This is a genomic window from Sporosarcina sp. NPDC096371 (assembly GCF_044762865.1).
In the GTDB taxonomy this organism is placed as follows: domain Bacteria; phylum Bacillota; class Bacilli; order Bacillales_A; family Planococcaceae; genus Sporosarcina.
The window spans coordinates 112,202-134,750 of the sequence record NZ_JBIWFE010000001.1 but is presented as its reverse complement, the minus strand read 5'-3'; the positions used below and the strand labels follow the sequence as shown (position 1 = coordinate 134,750).

Genomic DNA, 22,549 nt, shown 5'->3' with positions numbered 1-22,549 from the left:
CCGGTTGAAATCGACTTTTTTGCCCGGAAGAATTGTCCAACCAATGCAGAATATCTTCCAACAAAAAGGCCCACCATTAAGGCGGGCCTTCTCTTTATACAATCCAATTAGAACGAAACATAACGTAGCGGGTTAACTGCACTTGGCCCCTTACCAGACCAATTGCCGACATGGATTTCAAAATGCAAGTGAGGTCCTGTTGAACGACCGGTATTCCCCATCGCTGCAATATACTGACCTTTGTTAACTTGTGTCCCTACGCCAACACCAATCGAAGATAGATGCGCATACACCGTCGTAAACGTCTGCCCTTCAATATGATGCGTCACCATTACTACATTCCCGTACGTACCCAATGCACCGGCATAGGAAACCACTCCATCTGCTGCCGAGATAATTGGTGTTCCAACCGAATTGGCAATATCGGCACCGCGGTGCTGACGACTTATCCCACCAAGCGTTCGCCATCCGAATGGAGATGTGAAACGTCCATTTGCAGGTTTTGTCCAATTGCCACTTGAAACAGACGGGATACTTTGGCTCGAACCGCCATTAGCTGCTGCTTGCTTCGCAGCTTCTCGTTTCGCACGTTCTTCAGCAGCTTTCTTCTCTGCCAGTTTTCGTGCAACTTCCGCAAGACGTTTTTGCTCTGCGGCGATTTGCTGCTGAAGTTTCTCTTCTACCTCAACCACATCATCAAGCTCAGTTTCAAGGCTATTCTTTTCAACTCTTAGCTTTTCCTGCTCAGCTTCCAATTGATTAATTAGCCCATCCTTGTTCTTCTTCTGCGTCAAAAGTGAGGCCCTTAAACCTTCAAGTTCTTGTTTATCCACTTCTTGCTTCGCTAACTTTTGTTCGACAAGCGCCTTTTCATTCTCTAGCTGCGCAACGTCTTCAGCCTGTTGTTTCATAATTTTACGGTCTGCATCCATCAATGCATTAACTGCAGAAAATCGGTCGATAAAGTCTGCAAAACTATTTGCACCAAGTAGAACATCCAAATAATTGACTTGTCCACCTTTTACTTGCATCGCACGAACACGTTCGCGTAATACTTCATCACGCTCTTCAATTTTCTTTTCGAGGTCTGCAATCGAAATACGGAGTGCATCAATTTCTTTCGTCGTCTGATTAATTTGATCAATGACTCTGTTGACATTCGTATTTGTCGTCTCAATTTTTGCGTTCAATTCCAAGATCTGACCCATAATTTTATCGATTGTTGATATATTCGTTTTGATTTCAACTGTTTTTAGCTGAATGCCTTGATTTAATTCATTCTTCTTCTGCTTTGCATCTTGCTGTTCTTTTTTTAAGTCATCCAACGAGTCTGCTAAAACTGCACTCGTCCCACCTAATATTGTGGATAGGAGAAAAATGACGATAGTACCTGAAAGTAACCACTTAGATCTTATCAACTTCTCTGTTCCCCTTTCACTCTCTATCTAATCAATTACGCCTTGGCGTAATTGCGTCCAAATTTTGAATTGCGCTTGAGGCATACAGGATGTAGGTCATGCAGTCGTTGCGACAGGACGTCGCGATCTTAGACTGCCTTCCTTAACTCCCTTCAAAATTTGTGACATCCGCCGGAGGCTGCTCTTAAATCAGCAGGAACTTCCGCTGATTCAAGTTAAACAATTAAACTTTAAGAAACTTACGAACGGACATAAAACTGCCCCATACGCCAATAAAGATCCCCATGAATAAAATCAACCCATTCAATTGGTAAATAAAAGGCATCGCATTCAATAATTGAAACAACTCACCTTGTAATTTCGGTTCCATGTATTCATACATTTTATAGTAGGATACGGAAATAATCAGCATCGGGACGGCTGCACCTAAAACGCCAAGCCACATTCCTTCCAATAAAAATGGAACACGAACAAAGCTATTCGTTGCGCCAACCAATTTCATTATCTCAATTTCTCTTCCCCGCGCCACAATAGTAATACGAATCGTATTCGAAATCAGGAACATCGCTGTAAATAGCAGCGCCACGATTAACACAATTCCAACATTACGACTTACGTTAAGAATGTTGAAAAGTTTCTCAACTTTTTCTTCACCGTACACAACCTCAGATGTGTAGTCATATGTACTAATTTTTTTGGCGACCGCTACGGTTTGCTGCGGTTCTTTCGCTTTCACAAACAACGCATCACCAAGCGGGTTACTTTGTTTATATAAACCTAGTTCATCTCCGAGAGATTCAATCAGCTTGTCCAGTTCCTCATCCTTCGATGAGTAAACGACTTCTGCAACGCCCTTTGTCGAACTGATTTTTTGTTGCAGCTCCTTAACGGTTGCCTCATCCGCTGCAGGATCTACCACTACTTTAATTTCAACATCGTTTTCGATACTTTCCGCTAATTGATTTAAGTTCATCATAATCACGATAAACACACCAACAAGTAAAAGCGTAACCGTCACGGCGCTAACCGATGCAAACGTCATCCAGCTGTTACGACGAAGGCTTTTCAAACTTTCGCGCATATGCCGGCCCAATGTTCTAGCCTTCATAGCCGTACTCACCTCCGTATTCATCACGGGTGATGAGTCCGCCTTCTACTGCGATGACACGATGCCTGATTGTGTTAACAATTTCCCTATTATGGGTGGCCATGACAATTGTCGTGCCGCGAGCATTAATCTGTTCGAAAATCCTCATGATCTCCCATGACGTTTCAGGGTCCAAGTTTCCTGTCGGCTCATCGGCAATCACAACTTTTGGAACGTTGACGATTGACCTTGCAATCGAAACGCGTTGCTGCTCTCCACCTGACAGTTCATTCGGAAACATCCGTGCCTTTTGTGTTAATCCTACGAGTCCAAGGACATCATTCACTTTTTTGCGAATTTCTGCTGGCGATTCCTCAATAACTTCAAGGGCAAATGCCACATTCTCGTAAACATTCAATTTCGGTAATAGTTTAAAATCCTGGAAAACGACGCCAATTTGCCGACGCAAATAAGGCACACGTTTGTTGCGCAGTGTAGCTAGGTTAATGTCGTTAATGATAATTTCTCCACTTGTCGCGGTTTCCTCACGATACATCATTTTGATGAACGTCGACTTCCCCGCACCACTCGGCCCAACTACATAGACGAACTCGCCTTTGTTAATTTCAATATTGATGCCATTCGCGGCAACCACGCCATTCGGATACTTCTTGTACACATTTTTCATTACAATCATGTTAAGACCACCTGAAAATAAATTTCCCTCTTTTTACCCAACAAGCCTATTATAACATGAATCAGAAACCTAAGCATTACAGTTGTGTATCAATTGGGCTTCACGATCCCGACGACAAACCTTGTTGCTAGAACCTTTTTTCACATAATAGGACTGCAAAACGCTCTTCCTTGTTCCATCCCACCCCAACAAGTCAAATTCTTTATTATCACACAGAAAAAAACCATTACCTGAGTTTCCCCGGTAATGGTTTCGTGTTCACACTTACTTTTTCTCAGAAAGCCATTTTGCGACTGCATTAGTTTCGTCATCGCTCAACTTAACTGGTGGCATGCCGCCTCTACCATTGACAATTACATCATGAATTTCTGTTTCAGACAAACGTGATCCAACATCAGTTAGTGATGGAGCATTACCTTGTCCTTCAAGGTTTCCACCGTGACACATGATACAACTGCTTTTCACCACTGCTTCTGGATCCACTGCAGCTGTCTCACCGCCAGCACCTGCTTGTTTGTCTGTTTCTTTGTCCGTTTTAGCGCCGCCACATGCCCCAAGGACAAGTACAGCACCGAACATCACCGCTAAAAGTTTATTCTTCATGTTCTTACCTCCTCGTGAATTGACGAATTCCACATATAAGTATACCAAAATCACCCGCGGATACAAAAAACTTCCGTACCTGAATCACCTACCCACAGTTTAAAATTAAACAAAACCATGACAAACGCAGACAAGCCAACGTAATCATGAATTGTTCCAACTTTGTGAACGCGATCATTCAGCCCATGAGATGAAGATAATGGTTCTGTTTACGCCTCTATTATGTAGTATACACACATTCCGTACTTCTAAAACATGCTCCAAACGAACACCATATTTTCCTAATACAAAAAGAAAAAGCACACCGCGAAGTGCGCTTCTCTTTCATTCGGCCATTACGAAATACGTGAACGTAAATACGCATTGATGAACAAATCGATGTCGCCATCCATCACTGCGCCAACGTTTCCTGTTTCCGCACTCGTCCGGTGATCTTTCACCATAGAATACGGGTGGAAAACGTAAGAACGGATTTGGCTGCCCCAACCGATTTCTTTTTGATCGCCTCGAATTTCAAGAAGACGTGCTTCCTCTTCTTCCACTCGAATTTGGTAAATTTTAGCCTTCAATAAATTTATTGCACGCTCACGGTTTTTGATCTGTGAACGTTCTGTTTGACACGTTACAATCGCACCCGTAGGAATATGCGTCATCCGTACAGCGGAATCCGTCGTATTGACGTGCTGACCACCCGCACCACTTGAACGGTATGTGTCAATTTTGACGTCTTCCATCTTAATTTCTACATCAACGTCGCCTTCAAATTCAGGCATTACTTCAATAGAAGAGAATGACGTATGGCGGCGGCCTGATGAATCAAATGGTGAAATACGAACAAGACGATGAACGCCTTTTTCCGCTTTCAAATAGCCGTAAGCATTATGCCCTTTAATAGACAACGTCACCGACTTCACGCCCGCTTCGTCACCCGCTTGGTAATCGAGTGTCTCCACTTTGAACCCGCGCTGCTCTGCCCAACGTGTATACATACGTAGAAGCATGGATGCCCAGTCCTGAGATTCCGTACCACCTGCACCTGAATGCAATTCCAGAACCGCATTGTTTTTATCGAATTCATCGCTTAACAGCATTTGCAATTCGAAAGCTTCCATCTTCAACTTGAATTCCTTTAACTCTGCGCCAAGCTCTTCTTGCATCTCCGCATCGAATTCTTCACGTAATAATTCGAGCGTCATTTCCAAGTTTTCTTGCTCGTCAGTGAGCTCCGTATAGTCGCCAACGACATCTTTTAACGCCTTCGACTCGGCAATCACTTTCTGCGCACTGTCCTGGTTATTCCAGAATGTTGGATCTAACATAATTTCATCAAACTCTTGAATTCGTGCCTCTTTGTTTTCTAAGTCAAAGAGACCCCCTAAAGTCCGCTAATTTCTTAGCTGATTTGTCTAGCTCATTACGTACATCGGATAATTCTATCATTATTTATTCCTCCTGAAATTGGGTTGCCCCGGCGACTTACTCTTGACCGTGGCAGTTTTTATACTTCTTCCCGCTACCGCATGTACATAGGTCATTACGTCCGATGCTTACTGCACGCCGTACTGGTTTCTTCGTTACTTTTTCGCCATCCTCTTTCGGATTGACAGCCTGTGCTTTTACAACTTCTTCACGCTCAAGATTATTACGGATTTCTGCCTTCATGACATACTTAGATGCATCTGTTTCAATCGCAGCCAGCATCTCCTCGAACATCGCAAATCCTTCAGATTGATATTCACGCAACGGATCTGTTTGGCCATAAGCACGTAAGTGAATCCCGTGGCGCAATTGGTCCATCGCATCAATATGATCCGTCCACTTGGAATCGATAGCACGAAGTAAGACGACTTTTTCGAATTCGCGCATGCGCTCTTCTAGCATTTCTGCTTCTTTTTCGTCATAACGTTCCGTGACTGCCTGTTGGATCATTACCGTCAACTCTTCAGCCGATTTGCCTGTCATATCCTTCATCGTCAAACGATCTTCTGGTAACAAGTTTGCACCGATGAAATCCTCAAGGCCCTTCAGTTTCCAGTCTTCTTGTTTTTCTTCCATTGTATGCAGTTCAACCGCATGGTTGATAATATTCGCCAGCATATTTTCTAACACATCACGGACATTATCTGATTCTAACACTTCGTTACGCTCTTTGTAGATGATTTCACGTTGTTGACGTAATACATCATCATACTGTAGCAAACGTTTTCGCGAATCGAAGTTATTACCCTCTACCCGTTTTTGTGCAGATTCAACCGAACGTGACACCATTTTTGACTGAATTGGTGTCGTATCGTCCATACCAAGTTTTGTCATCATTGACTTCATTTGATCCGAACCAAAACGACGCATTAATTCATCTTCAAGTGAAAGATAGAACTGCGTTACACCTGGGTCACCTTGACGACCAGAACGACCACGAAGCTGATTATCAATCCGACGTGATTCATGTCGTTCCGTACCAATAACCGCAAGACCGCCTAGTTCTTGGACACCTTCACCCAATTTAATGTCCGTCCCACGTCCAGCCATGTTCGTTGCGATGGTAACAGAGCCTTTTTGACCTGCTTCCAAAATAATCTCCGCTTCTCGACCATGGTTTTTCGCGTTCAACACACTATGTTTAATACCATATTTCGTCAAGTACTTCGAAATAATTTCAGACGTTTCGATAGCGACAGTACCAACCAGAACTGGCTGACCTTTCGCATTCCGTTCTTTAATCTCTTCCGCAACGGCTTTATACTTGCCATCCATCGTTGAATAAATTAAATCCGCCCGGTCATCCCGCGCAATCGGACGATTGGTAGGAATCACAATAACATTCATATTATAAATATTACGGAATTCCTCTTCTTCCGTTTTCGCTGTCCCTGTCATACCGGAAAGCTTCTCATACATACGGAAGAAGTTCTGGAATGTAATCGTCGCAAGCGTCATCGTCTCATTCTGAACTTCAAGACCTTCTTTTGCCTCGATTGCCTGGTGAAGACCATCACTATAACGTCGACCTTTCATCAAACGTCCTGTAAATGAGTCGACGATGATGACTTCGCCTTCCTGAACAACATAGTCGATATCGATATGCATACTTGCAATCGCCTTCAAGGATTGGTTAAGCGCATGATTGAGCGTGACATGTTGCAAATCAAACAAGTTATCAATGCTAAATGCCTTCTCGGCTTTCTCAATACCGCTCTCCGTCAAGACAACACCTTTTGTCGATTCATCATAAGAATAATCTTCATCTTTTTTGAGTGTTCGCGTAAACATATTTGCCAAGCGATACAACTCAGCCGCTTTCGCTGCTTGTCCAGAAATAATCAGCGGTGTACGCGCTTCATCGATTAAAATCGAGTCAACCTCATCGATAACCGCGTAAAACAACGGGCGTTGCACTTTATGCTCATTGTAAAGCACCATATTATCGCGTAAATAGTCGAAACCGAGTTCGTTATTCGTACTGTATGTAATATCTGCACTGTACGCTTCACGTTTCTCTTCTTTCGATAAACTATTCAAGTTTAAACCCACAGTTAATCCTAAGAATTCATAAAGCTGTCCCATTTCTACAGCATCACGACTGGCTAGGTATTCGTTCACCGTCACAACATGCGCGCCTTTACCTGCAAGCGCATTTAAATAAACCGACAGTGTGGACGTCAACGTTTTCCCTTCACCTGTTTTCATCTCGGAAATATTACCTTCATGTAAAGAAGCCGCCCCAATGATTTGCACCCGGAATGGATGCATACCAAGTACGCGTCGCGACGCTTCACGTACAACTGCAAATGCTTCCACTTGAAGATCATCAAGCGTTTCGCCCTTTAAATAGCGCTCCTTGAATTCCTCCGTCTTCCCTGCCAGTTGAGCATCCGATAACTGCTCCATCTGTGGAGAAAGCATTTCAACCATATCCGCAATCTTGTCGAGACGTTTCAGATCCCGTTTATTCATATCAAACACTTTATTCAATACGCCTAGCATACAGGTCACATCCTCATTAGGTTCACTCTTCATTTTAACATTGTAAAATGCTAGGCGCAAATGGTCTAGCAAAACAGTTTCAGAAGATTTATATTTGCGCATGGGGTACTTTCCCCACACTTATTTCAAACGATAGTTAAAACCCCCAAGCAGCGTTCGCTCGAGGGTTTGAATTCTGCAAGATTTAGTTTGTTTCAATTAGGCCGTACTTACCATCTGAACGTTTGTAGACAATATGTGTACCATCCGATTCAGCATCTGTGAAGATGAAGAAATCATGGCCTAGCATATTCATTTGAAGAATCGCTTCTTCTTGATCCATTGGTTTCAAGTCGAATTGCTTTGTGCGAACGATTGGGAATTCGTTGTCCTCATCGTTTACTACTTCGCTATTCTTATCTTCACTTCTATTGACCGATGCAAAGAATGCAGCGACGCCTTCGCGTTCGCGGAACTTGCGATTTACTTTTGTTTTGTATTTACGAATTTGACGCTCAAGCTTATCGACGATTAAGTCAATTGATGCATATAAATCGTTATGACGTTCTTCAGCGCGTAGAGTCAAATTTTTCATAGGGATTGTGATTTCCACTTTTGTTTGTTTGTCATTGTACACTTTCATATTCACATTTGCTGTTGCTGTTTCAATCGTTTGTTCTGTGAAGTACTTTTCGAGTTTTTGAACTTTCTTCTCGACGTGTTCACGAATCGCCGGAGTCACCTCAATATTTTCACCGCGGATGTTGAAGTTTAACATATGAACTCCTCCTTTATTTGACCATACAGTACTATTCTACATCTACCCTATAAAGTCCTTCTAAAAACATTATTAATTTTAAAAATTTGTCGATTTGTGACTAATCCGCATACAGACGCTTGTTAACCCTCTAAAAAATATTTTCGAAGCACCGACAAATCTTGTGCTCCCCTACAATTTTCGTTCAAGCGCAGTAGCTTCATCCAAATCGTAACCACATATATTCACCACTATATGGCTATCACCACATGATTACGCCTGGAATATCAAACTGCGAAAAAAGTGTAACGCCTCTGGGCGAAGACTCTCCTTCACGAGGCTTCCCAAAAGTACACCTGAAGTATTCATCGAATTACGAAAGCGCCATTCCGCACTTTACTATTTTTTCATTAAAACGGCTTCTGCATGTGTTTCATCAATATACACCGCAATCTGTTGTTGCTCTTCCGTCAATTCCGTGAGCGTTGCATTCAATTCTTCAATAGCCGCCGTGCTTTGCTCAATGATTGCTGCAAACGCTAGCGTGCGCTCTCGAATGGATTCACTATCTAGTGTAATTCTGCTAAAGTCTTGGATAAACGCAGATAACTCCTTCTGCAAGACCATCATTGTGTCAACTAAATCTGCGAACGAAGCACTTGATTCATCTGCCACTGTCGTTTGCACGGCAACTTGTTGCAATCCATCGCCAAGCTTTTGAACGGCAAGATTGTTGTAACGATTTACTTCCATTAAATTCATATCAATTTTCTTCAATGTCTCATCTGTCAGGCTTGCCAATTTTCGTATTTCATCCGCCACAACCGCAAAACCTTTACCATGTTCGCCTGCCCGAGCCGCTTCAATCGATGCGTTCAGCGCAAGCAAATTCGTTTGATCTGTTATTTCTTTAATGGAGCTTGCAAACGTATTCGTTTCATCAATCTTACCCGTTAATACCGCAAAGGTTTCATGTAGCTCGGTAAAAAACGTAGAAAATGTGTCGATACTTTCTTTTAACTTTGACATGTTCACAGTGCCGTCACCCGCCTTGTGACCGGCTTCATTTGCTTGGATGACGATTTGGCCTAATCCCTCCGCAATGACTTGAACAGACGCGTACGTTCGCTCCGCGTTTTCTGCAATATCTGCAATATGATCCGTTTGTTGTTGACTGCTGGCGCTCACTTCGTGCACAGCGGCGAGCATTTCGCGCTGCGATGTGACAGATGTCTCCGTATTCGAACGAAGAAAGCCAAGATTAGCGGTAATCTTTTCGACAGCATGATCCAATTTTTCTGTTAACACTTCTTCCTCACGAACCTTAGACTCCTTCAATGCAATAAGTTGTTCCACATGCGCAAAGACCCGCCCATTTTGACGAACGAGCAGAAAAAGTAGCAGCCCCGAAAGAAGATACAAAATGACAAGATTCGTCCCACTTTCATGAACAAGGTCTGGTGCAACGAATATGAGATTATTCGTAATCACCGCGACTGCGCCTAATACAAAACCAAATGCCATCACCCGCATCTGCCCATGAATGGAAGCGAGCACCAAAATAAGAAAGATAATACCGAGGGTCCCAAGATTCGCTTCTGAGAAAAAGATAACGCCCATCGCAATGGCAAAATTCAAGATCAGAAATAGGTAAGGAAGCGCTCGCGACAATACCCCTACTTTTATGCTCAAACTATAGATTAGAATAGCCATTACAAAAGGAGTCGCAACGGGTAAAATAATAGCCATCGGCGACTGCAAGATCAGTTGTGCGATCAAGCCAAGTCCAGCCGCAAGCGCAAAGCCAATCATCATAATTCGATTTTTTCGAAGCCAGTCTTCCTGCTTCAATTGATCAATATTCATATTTTTTCTCTCCTTGAGGATCAACTAGTTTTATGGATGTAAAATGGGTGTGGACGGCTTGCTCTACTACAGTGAATGTCCTGTTCGTATAGTACCCTTTTAAAACACATGAAAAACCCGATAGAGTATAGTTCCCTACCGAGTTCCCTTTTATTGTTTCGTATCGTAAAACGTGCCATCACGCGCTACATTGCTGTAAGGATTGATGTAGTTTTTCATCGTCCCTTTTTTTGATTGGGCATCTGATATATCCATACGTATCTGGTTTGTAAACCATGCAAGCTTCTTCTGAACATCGTCTTCCAGAGCGACGAGTTCCTTACCAAATGCTTCTTCTCCAGTAGTGAATGGCGCAACAATATGCGCTTGTAACTTATCACGATCATCTAAAAGTCCTTCAATATGTAAAATCACGGCATCGCGCTGTTCTTCCGAAACCTCGCCTGACGTCAACGCCAACAACTTCTCCGTCACATCACGCCAAACGGTCATTGCCGGCCGAATCATATTCCATCCACGCTTCCATATTGCTTCTGCCGGTTAATCTGAATAACCTGTTTCCACGTATCCCGGAACTCCGTAATAATACTAGATGCTTCGTCGAAAAAAGCACTATCATTTTTAATGTTGCCGTCAATGAGACGACTATTTGCAAATTCGTAAAGAACGAGCATGTTTTTGGCAACTGGATAAGACGTGTCGAGTGTCAGCATGAGTTCAGAAATGATGGCCTGTGCTTTTTGGATCGACTTATTCTTCTCCTCGATCCTACCTTCTTCCAATGCTCTTTTCCCTTGTTCGATAAATTTCAAACAACCATTGTACAACATCAATGTTAGCTCACCAGGCGTCGATGTATTGACCGAGTTATTCTGGTAAGTTGCATATGGATTATTTATAGCCATTTTATATCTCCTTTTGTACTACATTATTACATACCGCCGCCAAGTGCACTCATGAGACCAGCCGATTGTGCGTTTGCGCGCTGAATTGCTTGCTCCATTGCCGTAAACTGTTTCCACAGTCGATTTTCAGTCAATTTCAGACGAGCTTCAAACCGAACGATTTGCTCATCCATATTTTTCATCGTGCTACCAAGCGTAAACGAATCATTACCTGCACCCACGCTTCCAGCACGTTTCGCAATCGATTTTTGGCCTTCATCAACGACACTACGGAATCGTCTTGCAAGTCCTTCCTCCCCCTGAACCGTACTCGACTTTGTGAAAAGCTCGGAAACTTTGTTTGGATCTTCCGCAATCGATTTTCGAAGTTTGTCGGCGTCAATAACAAGTTTCCCATTATCCTTGTAATCCTTAGACGTCGTGATGCCAATATCACTTAGACGAATTATCTCACCATCCGTCCCTTTGACCCCGCCATTCAATACGTCACGCATCTTGTTCAGCAAACTAGAAATTGTTGGGTCATTGCGAAGCGTTCCACTCATCGCTTTCTCTTCCCATAGTTTAATTTCATTTTCCGTCATATCTTTCTTTTCTTCAGCAGAAAGAGGCTGGTAATCACGATATTTCGACTCACGAATTTTACCGTTTAACTCTTCAATCATTTTATTGTAATCTTCTACAAATTGAACAACTGAATCCACAATTTTGTCTGTATCTGCGGTCGAACTGAATGTCACATCAGCCGTTGTGACTTGTTTTAAGTTTATTTCAAAACCGTTAATTAGGAACGTGTTGGATGGACGCGTAGTTTCAAGACCATTAAATGTGAATGTCGCATCTGCACCTGGTTTCCCATTTACACCGACTAATTTCATTGTGCCCGGAATAGCCACATCCATATTACCAGTCACACTAATTGGGCCTTCACCGCTATTCTTGGCAGTCATTGCAATTTTACCAGTTTGTGAATCGAAAAATGCATTCACCCCAGTTTGTTTATTGATTTTTTCAAGCAATGACTTTAGTGTATCTTTATCTGGATTGAATTCAACTTTACCATCGCCAACTGGAGCCCCTGGTGCCGTAATAATAATTTCCGAGCCAGTAATTCCAAGTTCCTTCAAAGTGGAATTTTCTGTTTTTCCGCCAGTCATTTCGATTTTACCTTCGCTTTGCAACGTCGCTTGAGTAGCTAAATTCTTTATCGAAATTGTCCCTGAAAAATCTGATGTCGCGTTTATGCTTTTGATACTAACCGCATCCGGATTAGAGTTACTTACACTTTTCGCCGTAAACGTACTTTCACGCATCATTGTATCGAATATTTTATTACTTGTTGCTTTCAAATTACGGTTAATGCTACGGTAATCATTCAATTGCCATTGTAGATATTGCTTTTTTTGTGTAATTTTATCGAGCGGCATACGATTTGCTTTCATTAAATCTTTAATAATCGTTTCTGTATCCATTCCGGATACCATTCCACCAATTTTCATATTCCTTCACACCTTTCCCTTTAAATTTTTTCGTCTACGAGCAAGCCGACGAATTCGCGCATCGCTGCATGGATGTCCATCAGTTTCTTTGAAGGAATCTCCCTAATCACTTCGTCGGTTGTCGAATCGACTATTGTTACATAATATTCATTTAGCTTATCGTGAAACTTAAAACGTAATTGCGTATTCGCACTTGCTAAAAATGTATTCATACTATCCGTCAATTGCCTTGCTTTATCTGCCGGCATTTTCTGTTCTTGGTTAACTTGCGGCTGTGCTTTTTCGACAACTGCTTGTACAGGTGCTACTGATACTTCCTTGTCCGTAGCTACTTTTTCTACTGGAACGTTTGCTTGATGCGTCACAGCTCCACTATCCATACGCCCTACCATACCCTAACCTCCCTGTTCTCGAGAACTTCCATTACGATTTATATCGGCAAGTGTAAAAGGAAGTTGAGGAAGTTGGGAATAAAAAGTATTGAAACGCTAACAAAACTATTTACAGATCCAGCTTTAAAACCCTGTTCAACTTCTTGGTAACTTTATCCATAACTAAACAAGTACATCTACAAGCCGAAATATTTATTAGGAACACAATTTTATAAAAATGAAAGAGAAGGTGGTAACTATATATGTTTAAATCTGTCAAAACAAAAATCATCCTCACCGTCATGGTGTTATTCCTAATTGGGATCGCCTCGATGACAACGATCAGCAGTACACAAGTCAAAAATACAACCGAAAAAAGTGCGATTGAATCGAGTGTAGCGCTCATCAATGAAATCAGCTTCGCCATGGAAAACTTCCTGGGGCAGTACGGCAAAGGCATCGGACAGTTGTCCTCGACGCCGACTGTAACAGAATTCAAACTTCCCAGTGAAGACACTTTGACACACAATCCCGTCGCAAATCTCGAAAAAGAATTTGAGCATTTCCTTGGCTTCTATGAAGATGTAACATCCGTCTATTTAGCGCTACCTACTAAAGAAGTAGTTATCATGCCTCAAGCTGATCTCGGGGCCGACTTCGACCCGACTACGCGCGAATGGTATCTTAATGCCATTGCACATCCTGACGCTGTCCAATGGTCTTCACCATACACCGACTCGGCTACTGGTGAATTAGTCATCGCTGCATCCAAAGCCGTCCAGTCAAATGGTGAAATCATTGGTATTCTCGCACTTGATATTCAACTTACGGCACTTAGTGAAAAAGTAGCAGCTAGCGATGTTGGGTATGCTGGCTTTCCAATGGTGCTGGATACAGACGGGAACATCATTGCTCACCCCTATGATGCCGGGAAAAATTATATGAATTACACTTTTATCGCAGACTTATATAAAGAAGGAAACGACCACGGCGTCTCTTATTACGAAGCCGATAATATCAACTTTGTAAATGTCCACACCACGTTACCAGGACTTGGTTGGAAGATTTCCGCTGTCTTCCAAGAAAATAATATAAATGCTACGGCAAATAATTTACGCACCTCAATGATTATCGTCGCACTAGTTACGTTGCTCGTTATCTTCGCTGCTTTATACATCATGATTAGTCGAACTATCAAACCACTTGGTCAATTAAATTCACTGATGGATTCTGTTTCACAAGGTGATTTGACGGTTCGTTCTGACATTAAAACGAAAGATGAAATCGGTGAACTTGGCCAAAATTTCAACACAATGATCGACAATATGAATGCCATTATCACCGTCGTCAACGACTCTGTCTCAAATGTTCGTGCCAGTTCTGAAAGTTTGAGTGCAGTCGCAGAAGAAACCAATGCTTCAAGTGAAGAAGTCGCACATGCAGTAAATGAAATTGCTCACGGCGCATCAAGATCCGCCGAAGATGCAGAAATCGTCACAGAACGTGCTGATTTACTTGGTCAGCAAATTAACGAAATCACCACAAAAGCTGAAGTTATGTCGGACATCGCAACCAAAGCCAGTGACATGAATACCAATGGACAAGGTCAAATGCAACAACTGAAACAATCATTTGGTGACTGGGAAACCAATTTACAAGCCATGTCCGAAGTCATTGGCACGCTCGAAACTAAAGTGAAAGCAATCGGTGGCGTCATGGAAACCATCACTGAAATTTCATCACAAACAAATCTACTTGCACTAAATGCCAGCATTGAAGCTGCACGTGCAGGCGAACACGGCAAAGGGTTCGCAGTTGTCGCAGAAGAAGTGCGGAAACTGGCCGAACAATCGGCTCGCTCTACCGAAGAAGTAAAAGTGACTGTTCAAGAATTGCAAGCAGAATCTAGGTTGGTTACCCAGCAAATGAACGACACACGCGAAAACTTCCAACGTCAAGGAACTGTCGTCAACGATACCGAAATCACTTTCGGTGAAATTTCTACCCTAATGGCGGACATGCAAGATTCCATCGATGCAGTCTACGGAGAAATTCAAAAAGTCGCGACACACAAGGAAGACGTCTCCGAAACCATTCAAACAATGGCAGCAACTTCCCAGGAAACTGCCGCTGCTTGTGAAGAAGTAAGCGCCTCGACAGACGAACAACTTCGCGCCATTCAATCCGTAACAGATGCCGCGGAAACATTGACGGGGTTAAGTGAGGAATTGAGTTTAGCTGTAAATCGTTTTAAAGTTTAATGAATCAGAAAAAACCGCTTAGGATAAGTGTCTAAGCGGTTTTTTGTATATCATTCACAATCGATAGTTCTTATTCTACTGAAGATGAAACCTTATCCATCTGCCTAAACTTCGGAAAACCAATCAGTATCGCAATCACGCAACAAATCCCCATTAGAATGGGATAAAACGAATAAAACATAATACTCACCGGTGAGATGGCAGCTAATCCAGCTGCGGCGAGTAATTGTGCACCATAAGGTAAAATCCCTTGCCAACAACCTGAGAACGTGTCCAACAAACTGGCTGACTTTCTAGGATCCACACCATATTCATCCGCAATACTCTTCGCTAATGGCCCAGTAATAATAATTGCTATCGTATTATTCGCAGTCGCTATATCTGCCACACTGACCAAACTTGCAATCCCAAATTCGGCTCCTTTTTTCGTTTTGATTTTACTCGTGATAACACGTAATAAGTAATCAATACCACCGTTATGTTGAATAATCCCCACAATACCGCCGATTAAAATAGCGACAATCGCTAAATCCTCCATTGTCATAACCCCATCAGCAACCGCCTGCAAGAGGGTACTCACATGATAGGAGCCATCCAGCAGTCCAATCACTCCTGCAAAAATCGTTCCACCAACCAACACAACCAACACATGTGCCCCAGATAGTGCTGCCACTAAAACAGCAAGATACGGCAGTATTTTTACCAACTCAAACGGATACTCACCGACAAGGTCTGCTGCATGTCCACGTGTAAGAATGCCAAGAATAATCAACGTTAAAATCGCTGCAGGTAGCACAATCATAAAATTGACCTTGAACTTATCTTTCATTTTCGTATTCTGGGTCCTAACCGCTGCAATGGTCGTATCCGAAATCATCGATAAGTTGTCCCCAAACATTGCACCGCCAACTACTGTCGCCATTGCCAAAGCCACCGGGATACCCGTTTCACTTGCAATGCCTACGCCAATTGGTGCCAATGCGACAATGGTTCCCATCGATGTCCCCATCGATATGGAAATAAAACAACCAATCACAAACAAGCCAACCATCAACAAATTTGCTGGCAATAACGACAAGCCAAGATTCACTGTCGATTCAACTGCCCCCATGCCCTTCGCAACTCCTGCAAAAGCACCCGCTAAAATAAAGATCACAGCCATTAAAATAATATTTGGATGACCCGCACTCTTAGTAAAAATATCAACCTTTTTACTAAACGTTTCTTTTCGATTCATCATCAACGCAACTGCAGCAGCAATAAGTATGGCAACGTTCAACGGCATACTCGAAAAGTCTTTTGTCAAAATACCTGAACCGATAAAAAGGAATATAAAAACAACTAACGGCAAGAACGCAACAAGACTTCCCTTTTTCACTTCATGTTTTGACATGTAAATCCTCCATTCCTCTCTAAAAAGTTCTATGTATCATCTTTCCTTCGAAGTTAACGAACTGGGCTACCTTGCCTAACCGACGGAATCATTACTATTTTCGTAATCTTAATTCAAAAGGGTTTACTTTTATGTAGGTAATGTGATATTTTAAGAATAAGCTGAAAATAGATATATGCTTGTTAGTACTAATTTACGAAATGATGACCCATTTGAGGTTTCAGTACATAAGTACCCAGAAAACAGTATAGCACAAAATAGAGCCCTTCAATCGAGATATGTACTCGTTTGAAGGGCTATTTTAATAATTTCATCAAAATTTAACCATTATCACTTTCAAAAACTACGTAAAATCATATTCCTTTGACCCTGTTAACGTTTTAATCCTTTCCCCCCATTAAATACTCAACTGATCCCGTGTGGAAGATATATAATTCATGCAAAGCCCGGCTTGTGGCGACGTATGCGAGTTTACGATCGTAATCAGTTGCTTTGTATTCACTTAGGTCTGCAATAATGACGCAATCGAACTCGAGGCCTTTAGCATCACCAGGTGTTGTTAGTACCACTTTAGATTTAATTTGACGTTGGTCAGTTTGTATTGCCGCTTTTAAACCAACTGGCAGATTGCGTTCTAGTTCCTAGGTTGCTTCGAACGTCTTTGCAATAATCGCAATTGACTCTAAATTTTCAGCATGTTTCAAAATGTCCTTAACAAGTAGTTGAATACGATTTACCAATAACTCTTTCGTCGTAGACACTCACTTTACATTCTTCCCATCGCGATAAGGTCTTGTTCTTCTTCGTGATCTTCATGTATCGTTTGATAATAATCAGGCTGCACGAGATTTATGGATGATTCGCATAAAAGAAAAAATTTCAGGTCTTTTCCGAAGCGAAGAATGTGCAAAAGCTCTCTTTATCATTCGCTCCTTTTTTTCGACAGCACAAAAGAGAGATGAGCGATTATTAGATGTACTTCAATAAGTACTAGAAAGGTTATATATCCTACGTTAAAAAAGATTGCTTTACGCAGTCTTTTTAGCATGCCCTGAGTAGTTACGTTTAATTACATAATAAAAAAATTGGCTCTTCTCTCAATTGACGAAAGGCGAAAAAGCAAACACAATCGTTTATAGTATCGTAGAAACTGCTAGAGAAAATCCGTTAAATCCGTTGATTTACTTAACCCACGTATTTGAACAGCTACCTTTAATCGATCTGAAGGATTCCAAAGCGCTCGAACAACTGCTTCCATGGACGAAGACCCTTCCAAAAGAATGTCACGTTCCGATTAGAACTAAATAAAGCATATTATAAGCGCCCCCTGAAGTGACAGGTGGGCGCTATTTGACACTTACATCGCAATAACTCACGCCAGTTTGTCCGTTGTTGCTATCAGCTCTCAACAGATCATTGTTAATTTGTCTTGTCGCTCAGGGAAAGCACCTCCTTCAATTGATATGTCCATCGTGCCAGGAGGTGGTGCAGGTGAATACGCGTTGTTTGATTGTTGGCTTACCTTACTTTTAACTCCTCACAAGCACAACCATATGCGCAAGCGTCGTATAACCATGCTCTCTCATCAAGTTCTCGACATTCTTCAAATAGGCCGTATTATGATCAATGGTCTTCGAATACGATTGAACCAGCTTCACGACCAAGTCAGTAGTCAATCCCTCATGATATTTTGCCATGCCAATTAAGTGCAGCTTGATCAAAGAGAAATTGATAACGAGCATTGCAAAACTGTCTGTCACAGTCTTCTTATCGAATGGGAATAAATTCATAAACACATAATTCACTAAGTAATTCTCTAATATGTACTCATGATCCTCGATAAACGGTTTATAATACATTTCATATGCATCTTGATAGTGCTGAATCACTTCCGTATCCTGAACACCACCATTCAAGTCAAGCCCCTTTACCATCTCATCCAAACATTCAGCATATCGCCGACTAGTTATCGGACTTGTCGTTCGGTATTTAATCAAACTTTTACACAAGCTGATTTGAAAGGAAATGTTTGCGGGAAGCTGATTAATTGAGTCTATGAAACCTTTATTATTTATGTTTCTGTCAAACTCCTGGATGAGAGTAAGCATCTTTTCACTTTTATTACTTGCATCCAGTTCGTCGAATTTTTTAAAGAACAAACCTAAAATGATCAATCGATTTTCAATCGAGATCGTTCGATTTTGCAACGTTCTGATTGTAAATATTCTCAAGTCCCAGAATAACCCCTGCTGCTCTTTCGACATGGAATTCATTTTCACAAACCCTTTTGTATCGGCCGGTTCCACATCCTGAACAAATTCAATCCCCCGTTCATTCAACAAGACAAGCCTTGCTACTTCTGGACAAGATAATGTAGCCGTTTTCTCGACTACCCCATCGATAATATTCAACTTTCTCGGGTACATAGCACATGTATTCGATAGAAATTCGGGACCCAGTTCTTTCTGTATCGTACATAACCGGTCTTCATCCAGAAGCGTACAGCTCCCTACCTCATCCATTTTTATTTTTGCATATGCACCATTCGAACCAGCCGACCGATTTCGTGTCACATTTTCTTTTAGGAGAGGCTTCATTTCAGGGTGTTTCGTACTTCTATATTTGTTAAAGGTGTCTTTATCGACCATCACTTTCCAGCCGGCACAACATGTATCTTCGCAAGCTGAACCGATACATTGGAACTGGTTCATATATTCTGGGAGTATGATTTCCCTTGTCTGTTCTTTCATTCGTTTGCACCTTCTTAAATTATTAATAAACGGATTATCAGTTTACTCTTCCCTACATAAAGCCCCATGGTTTGAACGCTATGGAATAAAGTCCTCACCCAATTAATGCAGATTTGGCCTAATTCCCTGTTCATCATTCGTCTTTTTAATTGCTATTTCGAATGCTTCAAAGTTTTGTATCAACCGATCTCGTAGAATATTTCCAGTCTGCATATAATTATTTTTTTCTACAGCTTGTCCAAGTTGCATAAGTATTTCTTGCATCTCATTGGATAGGCTTACATACGATTCCCAATTTGCAAGACGTTCTTCGCTGCGGCCTATTAGCGTAAGCATGTCATACAACCACTCTACTCCCCCGAAAAGTAATTCATAGTCGGTCCATGTTTGCGATGTCGGATTGCTGTGAAAACCTTCTGACAGTATAACAAGCTCGGGTCCTACTCGCTTTAGGTAGTCTTCTGCGGAAAGGTGGATATCGTTCATAAATTCTTTTTCTGTTTTTGCAATTACTTCTAGTTTCGTAATTCCATCTAGATTCAAGTTCAGATATTCTTCATGATCTTCATATATTTCTTTACCATCGACGATGAAGTGGCTGAAGAAATAACCATTCACTAGTAACTCATTTATTTTCTCAATAATTTCATCCGCAGATGGTTGCTTTTTATATTGGATTTGTTGTTGTCCCAAAACAAGTTCCACAATGTACGCCTCCAATAATCTATTTAAGAAAGTATAGCGCTTCTATATACTTTATATCGGTTATATTTCGTGATATTCAATTACGTTTTTTCTAGTAGATTTAGCTAAAATAAGAACATATGTTCTCGACCGAAAGAGGGATTTTCGTGACAATTGCGTCTGGGAAGTTTCAAAATTTTATTTGCGGAAAATTACTTGGTAATGGTGGTATTACGAAACAAGAGGGCAGAAAACCGCGATTTCAGTTTATGCATCGGGTAGAGGATTATGGATGGACAGAACACTGCAATGAGCAATTAAAAGGAAAGATTCCACTAAACCCGCCAACCTATCGAAAAGTGAAGGACCCACGGCTACGATAAGGGTATTCAGAAAGTTTTTCGTTCAATCAAGAACTGAGGAAGTGGTCACGCAGCTTTATGCGCAATGGTATCCTAACGGAAAGAAAAGTTTGCCCTTTGACTTCATTGAACATTATCTTAATGAGCGAGCACTAGCATGGTGGTATCAGAACGATGGTCATTTAAAGTTGAGCAATGGTATTGTCAACAAAATTATTCTATCGACCGATTGCTTCTCAATCGAAGAAAATGCACAGCTCATTCAATTACTTTTTGATTGATTCAAACTTTGTTTTCTGATAGATGGCCAAAACCGTCTTATTTTGTATGACCAATTTCAAATCATTTACTTTCTTCATCTTGTGTCTTCCTAGCTTCATGAATCGATGAGTAGAAAGTCGTTACCTGAACAACCCATACGTACAATCGCAAAAAGGACGACTATACATCTACCTGCAAAATACATGTTGAGCAAACCCACAGCTGAAATCAATGAACAATTGAATCATCTTAGCTCATTGTTTAGCAACGATACTGGAGTAGTATGCATCGAGACAACCTTGCGGCATTCAATCCGTTTCTAGAGAATAAGGAAGATATGAAAAATTATCAGCTTATCATTAATGACGATCATCGAAATACCCTTGCAAAAATCCGACAGCAGACGGGGTTAACGATTAGTGCGCTAACTGAATATTGTTTTAGGGAACGAATGGTAACAACTGAAAATTCTAGGTTGTATTTGGTTGAATAAATTGATTGTATACCCCTATTTTTTAGTTCCCCCACCTCACTATCAACACTATCTGTTTCGATTTCTTCCTTAGAGAAAAGTGCTGCCAAATAAACAAAATCCCTACTTTTAATAGAAGTAGGGATTTTGTTTATTTGATATCAAGTACGGTCTTTTTGGCATGTCCTGAGTAGTTACTACACTTGATTTGATGTATCCGCGTAAACAAACCATTTATTAATCGACATTATTGGATGACTGTGATTTCCGCAGACGCAGCCAAGCCTTCGTACTTGCCTGTTAACGTAATCACTTGACCGTCTTTTGCACTACTTGACATTTTCATTTGTCGGGCAGCTCTATCGATGGTCAAATAAGTATTTGAGCGGGTATATGTTCCGGATGATGTCACCACTTCTTCACTTCCGTCACTTAAGATTGCGATGAGTTCGTACACCGCTGTTTCACCGGGTTTCATGTCCAACTTCGTTTCTTTAAAGTAGATACTTGTTGGCTTTACGGAACCATCCTTGACTGTTATTTCCGCAGTCGCTGTCAAGCCTTCGTACTTGCCTGTTAATGTAATCACTTGACCGTCTTTTGCACTGCCCGACATCTTCACTTGTTGGGTAGCACTATCGATGGTCAAATAACTATTTGAACGGGTATACGTTCCAGATGACGTGACTTCTTCTTCACTTCCATCACTCATAAGCGCCATTAGTTGGTAACCTATCGCTTCACCTGGTTTCATGTCCAACTTCGTTTCTTTAAAATAGATATTTGTTGGCTTTGCGGAACCATCCTTGACTGTGATTTCCGCAGTCGCCGTCAAGCCTTCGTACTTGCCTGTTAATGTAATCACTTGACCGTCTTTTGCACTGCTCGACATCTTCACTTGTTGGGTAGCACTATCGATGGCCAAATAAGTATTTGAACGGGTATACGTTCCTGATGACGTGACTTCTTCTTCACTTCCATCACCCATAAGCGCTATTAGTTGGTAACCTATCGTTTCACCTGGTTTCATGTCCAACTTCGTTTCTTTAAAGTAGATACTTGTTGGCTTTACGGAACCATCCTTGACTGTGATTTCCGCAGTTGCCGTCAAGCCTTCGTACTTGCCTGTTAATGTAATCACTTGACCGTCTTTTGCACTGCTCGACATCTTCACTTGTTGGGTAGCACTATCGATGGTCA

Annotated in this window: 22 protein-coding genes and 1 pseudogene; 6 read left to right on the top strand and 17 right to left on the bottom strand. The window is 41.6% G+C overall.

Annotated elements, in window-relative coordinates; genetic code table 11:
- Positions 1 to 107 precede the first annotated feature (107 nt).
- The 12 genes from ACIQ0H_RS00605 to flaG all read right to left on the bottom strand — a co-directional run bounded on the left by ACIQ0H_RS00605 (position 108) and on the right by flaG (position 13,187).
- Positions 108 to 1,418 (bottom strand): murein hydrolase activator EnvC family protein, encoded by a 1,311-nt coding sequence (locus ACIQ0H_RS00605; RefSeq protein ID WP_403409413.1) that lies wholly within the window; start codon positions 1,416 to 1,418, stop codon positions 108 to 110.
- A 223-nt stretch (positions 1,419 to 1,641) separates the two neighbouring features.
- Complete coding sequence (gene ftsX / locus ACIQ0H_RS00600; protein WP_403409410.1) at positions 1,642 to 2,526, bottom strand: permease-like cell division protein FtsX; 885 nt, start codon at positions 2,524 to 2,526, stop codon at positions 1,642 to 1,644.
- The gene (ftsE, locus tag ACIQ0H_RS00595; protein ID WP_403409407.1) at positions 2,516 to 3,202 is read right to left on the bottom strand and encodes a cell division ATP-binding protein FtsE; all 687 of its coding nucleotides are present in this window, start codon (positions 3,200 to 3,202) and stop codon (positions 2,516 to 2,518) included. Before ftsE ends, ftsX begins: the two co-directional genes overlap by 11 nt.
- A gap of 264 nt (positions 3,203 to 3,466) precedes the next feature.
- Positions 3,467 to 3,805, bottom strand: a complete 339-nt coding sequence (gene cccB, locus ACIQ0H_RS00590; RefSeq protein WP_403409404.1) for a cytochrome c551 — start codon at positions 3,803 to 3,805, stop codon at positions 3,467 to 3,469.
- Positions 3,806 to 4,140: 335 nt separating this feature from the next.
- Positions 4,141 to 5,242 (bottom strand): peptide chain release factor 2 gene (gene prfB, locus ACIQ0H_RS00585; protein WP_403412274.1). Its coding sequence is split into 2 segments (ribosomal slippage): positions 4,141 to 5,169 and positions 5,171 to 5,242, totalling 1,101 coding nucleotides; the frame shifts between segments, so codons are not numbered across the junction.
- 39 nt (positions 5,243 to 5,281) lie between these two features.
- The gene (gene secA / locus ACIQ0H_RS00580) at positions 5,282 to 7,789 is read right to left on the bottom strand and encodes a preprotein translocase subunit SecA (RefSeq protein ID WP_403412271.1); all 2,508 of its coding nucleotides are present in this window, start codon (positions 7,787 to 7,789) and stop codon (positions 5,282 to 5,284) included.
- A 184-nt stretch (positions 7,790 to 7,973) separates the two neighbouring features.
- Positions 7,974 to 8,546 carry a ribosome hibernation-promoting factor, HPF/YfiA family gene (hpf, locus tag ACIQ0H_RS00575; RefSeq protein ID WP_403409401.1) on the bottom strand — a complete coding sequence of 191 codons (573 nt, stop codon included), beginning with the start codon at positions 8,544 to 8,546 and terminating at the stop codon, positions 7,974 to 7,976.
- A 378-nt stretch (positions 8,547 to 8,924) separates the two neighbouring features.
- Positions 8,925 to 10,391 (bottom strand): methyl-accepting chemotaxis protein, encoded by a 1,467-nt coding sequence (locus tag ACIQ0H_RS00570; RefSeq protein WP_403409398.1) that lies wholly within the window; start codon positions 10,389 to 10,391, stop codon positions 8,925 to 8,927.
- 150 nt (positions 10,392 to 10,541) lie between these two features.
- Entirely contained in the window at positions 10,542 to 10,898 is a 357-nt protein-coding gene (fliT, locus tag ACIQ0H_RS00565; RefSeq protein ID WP_403409395.1) for a flagellar protein FliT, read from the bottom strand.
- Positions 10,895 to 11,296: a flagellar export chaperone FliS gene (fliS, locus tag ACIQ0H_RS00560; protein WP_403409392.1), complete on the bottom strand. Its 402-nt coding sequence runs from the start codon at positions 11,294 to 11,296 to the stop codon at positions 10,895 to 10,897. The genes fliT and fliS overlap by 4 nt, the downstream gene beginning before the upstream one ends.
- Before the next feature lie 26 nt (positions 11,297 to 11,322).
- Positions 11,323 to 12,795, bottom strand: a complete 1,473-nt coding sequence (fliD, locus tag ACIQ0H_RS00555; protein WP_403409389.1) for a flagellar filament capping protein FliD — start codon at positions 12,793 to 12,795, stop codon at positions 11,323 to 11,325.
- Positions 12,796 to 12,815: 20 nt separating this feature from the next.
- Positions 12,816 to 13,187: a flagellar protein FlaG gene (gene flaG, locus ACIQ0H_RS00550; protein WP_403409386.1), complete on the bottom strand. Its 372-nt coding sequence runs from the start codon at positions 13,185 to 13,187 to the stop codon at positions 12,816 to 12,818.
- Between the two features lie 242 nt (positions 13,188 to 13,429).
- Between flaG and ACIQ0H_RS00545 the strand changes: the two genes are divergently transcribed.
- Positions 13,430 to 15,427: a methyl-accepting chemotaxis protein gene (locus ACIQ0H_RS00545; protein ID WP_403409383.1), complete on the top strand. Its 1,998-nt coding sequence runs from the start codon at positions 13,430 to 13,432 to the stop codon at positions 15,425 to 15,427.
- Positions 15,428 to 15,497: 70 nt separating this feature from the next.
- Here ACIQ0H_RS00545 and ACIQ0H_RS00540 read toward each other — a convergent pair whose 3' ends face one another.
- Positions 15,498 to 16,820 carry a Na+/H+ antiporter NhaC family protein gene (locus ACIQ0H_RS00540; RefSeq protein WP_403409380.1) on the bottom strand — a complete coding sequence of 441 codons (1,323 nt, stop codon included), beginning with the start codon at positions 16,818 to 16,820 and terminating at the stop codon, positions 15,498 to 15,500.
- 380 nt (positions 16,821 to 17,200) lie between these two features.
- Positions 17,201 to 17,422, bottom strand: coding sequence for an ATP-binding domain-containing protein (locus ACIQ0H_RS00535; protein WP_483882530.1), 222 nt, complete (start codon positions 17,420 to 17,422; stop codon positions 17,201 to 17,203).
- Between the two features lie 208 nt (positions 17,423 to 17,630).
- On the opposite strand from ACIQ0H_RS00535, the pseudogene ACIQ0H_RS21500 reads away from it, so the two are divergent.
- Both ACIQ0H_RS21500 and ACIQ0H_RS00530 read left to right on the top strand, forming a co-directional pair.
- Positions 17,631 to 17,807, top strand: a pseudogene (locus ACIQ0H_RS21500) (IS66 family transposase); the annotation flags it as partial.
- Positions 17,808 to 17,921: 114 nt separating this feature from the next.
- Positions 17,922 to 18,128 (top strand): transposase domain-containing protein, encoded by a 207-nt coding sequence (locus ACIQ0H_RS00530; protein WP_403409377.1) that lies wholly within the window; start codon positions 17,922 to 17,924, stop codon positions 18,126 to 18,128.
- A 221-nt stretch (positions 18,129 to 18,349) separates the two neighbouring features.
- On the opposite strand, the gene fliB is transcribed toward ACIQ0H_RS00530, so the two are convergent.
- Together fliB and ACIQ0H_RS00520 are read right to left on the bottom strand one after the other, a co-directional pair.
- Positions 18,350 to 19,570 carry a flagellin lysine-N-methylase gene (gene fliB / locus ACIQ0H_RS00525; protein ID WP_403409374.1) on the bottom strand — a complete coding sequence of 407 codons (1,221 nt, stop codon included), beginning with the start codon at positions 19,568 to 19,570 and terminating at the stop codon, positions 18,350 to 18,352.
- Positions 19,571 to 19,672: 102 nt separating this feature from the next.
- Positions 19,673 to 20,275, bottom strand: a complete 603-nt coding sequence (locus ACIQ0H_RS00520; RefSeq protein WP_403409371.1) for a hypothetical protein — start codon at positions 20,273 to 20,275, stop codon at positions 19,673 to 19,675.
- Positions 20,276 to 20,421: 146 nt separating this feature from the next.
- Between ACIQ0H_RS00520 and ACIQ0H_RS00515 the strand changes: the two genes are divergently transcribed.
- The 3 genes from ACIQ0H_RS00515 to ACIQ0H_RS00505 all read left to right on the top strand — a co-directional run bounded on the left by ACIQ0H_RS00515 (position 20,422) and on the right by ACIQ0H_RS00505 (position 21,370).
- The gene (locus ACIQ0H_RS00515; RefSeq protein ID WP_403409369.1) at positions 20,422 to 20,637 is read left to right on the top strand and encodes a hypothetical protein; all 216 of its coding nucleotides are present in this window, start codon (positions 20,422 to 20,424) and stop codon (positions 20,635 to 20,637) included.
- A gap of 41 nt (positions 20,638 to 20,678) precedes the next feature.
- Entirely contained in the window at positions 20,679 to 20,897 is a 219-nt protein-coding gene (locus tag ACIQ0H_RS00510) for a hypothetical protein (protein WP_403409366.1), read from the top strand.
- A 317-nt stretch (positions 20,898 to 21,214) separates the two neighbouring features.
- Positions 21,215 to 21,370 (top strand): hypothetical protein, encoded by a 156-nt coding sequence (locus ACIQ0H_RS00505; protein WP_403409363.1) that lies wholly within the window; start codon positions 21,215 to 21,217, stop codon positions 21,368 to 21,370.
- 226 nt (positions 21,371 to 21,596) lie between these two features.
- Here the strand turns inward: ACIQ0H_RS00505 and ACIQ0H_RS00500 are convergent.
- Positions 21,597 to 22,549: hypothetical protein (locus ACIQ0H_RS00500; protein WP_403409360.1), on the bottom strand; the 953-nt coding region annotated here is incomplete at its 5' end.

Bases quoted from the DNA above. Each gene is read 5' to 3' on its own strand.
- ftsX (WP_403409410.1), bottom strand. From the start codon at position 2,526: ATGAAGGCTAGAACATTGGGCCGGCATATGCGCGAAAGTTTGAAAAGC.
- ftsE (WP_403409407.1), bottom strand. From the start codon at position 3,202: ATGATTGTAATGAAAAATGTGTACAAGAAGTATCCGAATGGCGTGGTT.
- cccB (WP_403409404.1), bottom strand. From the start codon at position 3,805: ATGAAGAATAAACTTTTAGCGGTGATGTTCGGTGCTGTACTTGTCCTT.
- secA (WP_403412271.1), bottom strand. From the start codon at position 7,789: ATGCTAGGCGTATTGAATAAAGTGTTTGATATGAATAAACGGGATCTG.
- hpf (WP_403409401.1), bottom strand. From the start codon at position 8,546: ATGTTAAACTTCAACATCCGCGGTGAAAATATTGAGGTGACTCCGGCG.
- ACIQ0H_RS00570 (WP_403409398.1), bottom strand. From the start codon at position 10,391: ATGAATATTGATCAATTGAAGCAGGAAGACTGGCTTCGAAAAAATCGA.
- fliT (WP_403409395.1), bottom strand. From the start codon at position 10,898: ATGATTCGGCCGGCAATGACCGTTTGGCGTGATGTGACGGAGAAGTTG.
- fliS (WP_403409392.1), bottom strand. From the start codon at position 11,296: ATGGCTATAAATAATCCATATGCAACTTACCAGAATAACTCGGTCAAT.
- fliD (WP_403409389.1), bottom strand. From the start codon at position 12,795: ATGAAAATTGGTGGAATGGTATCCGGAATGGATACAGAAACGATTATT.
- flaG (WP_403409386.1), bottom strand. From the start codon at position 13,187: ATGGTAGGGCGTATGGATAGTGGAGCTGTGACGCATCAAGCAAACGTT.
- ACIQ0H_RS00545 (WP_403409383.1), top strand. From the start codon at position 13,430: ATGTTTAAATCTGTCAAAACAAAAATCATCCTCACCGTCATGGTGTTA.
- ACIQ0H_RS00540 (WP_403409380.1), bottom strand. From the start codon at position 16,820: ATGTCAAAACATGAAGTGAAAAAGGGAAGTCTTGTTGCGTTCTTGCCG.
- fliB (WP_403409374.1), bottom strand. From the start codon at position 19,570: ATGAAAGAACAGACAAGGGAAATCATACTCCCAGAATATATGAACCAG.
- ACIQ0H_RS00505 (WP_403409363.1), top strand. From the start codon at position 21,215: ATGAAAAATTATCAGCTTATCATTAATGACGATCATCGAAATACCCTT.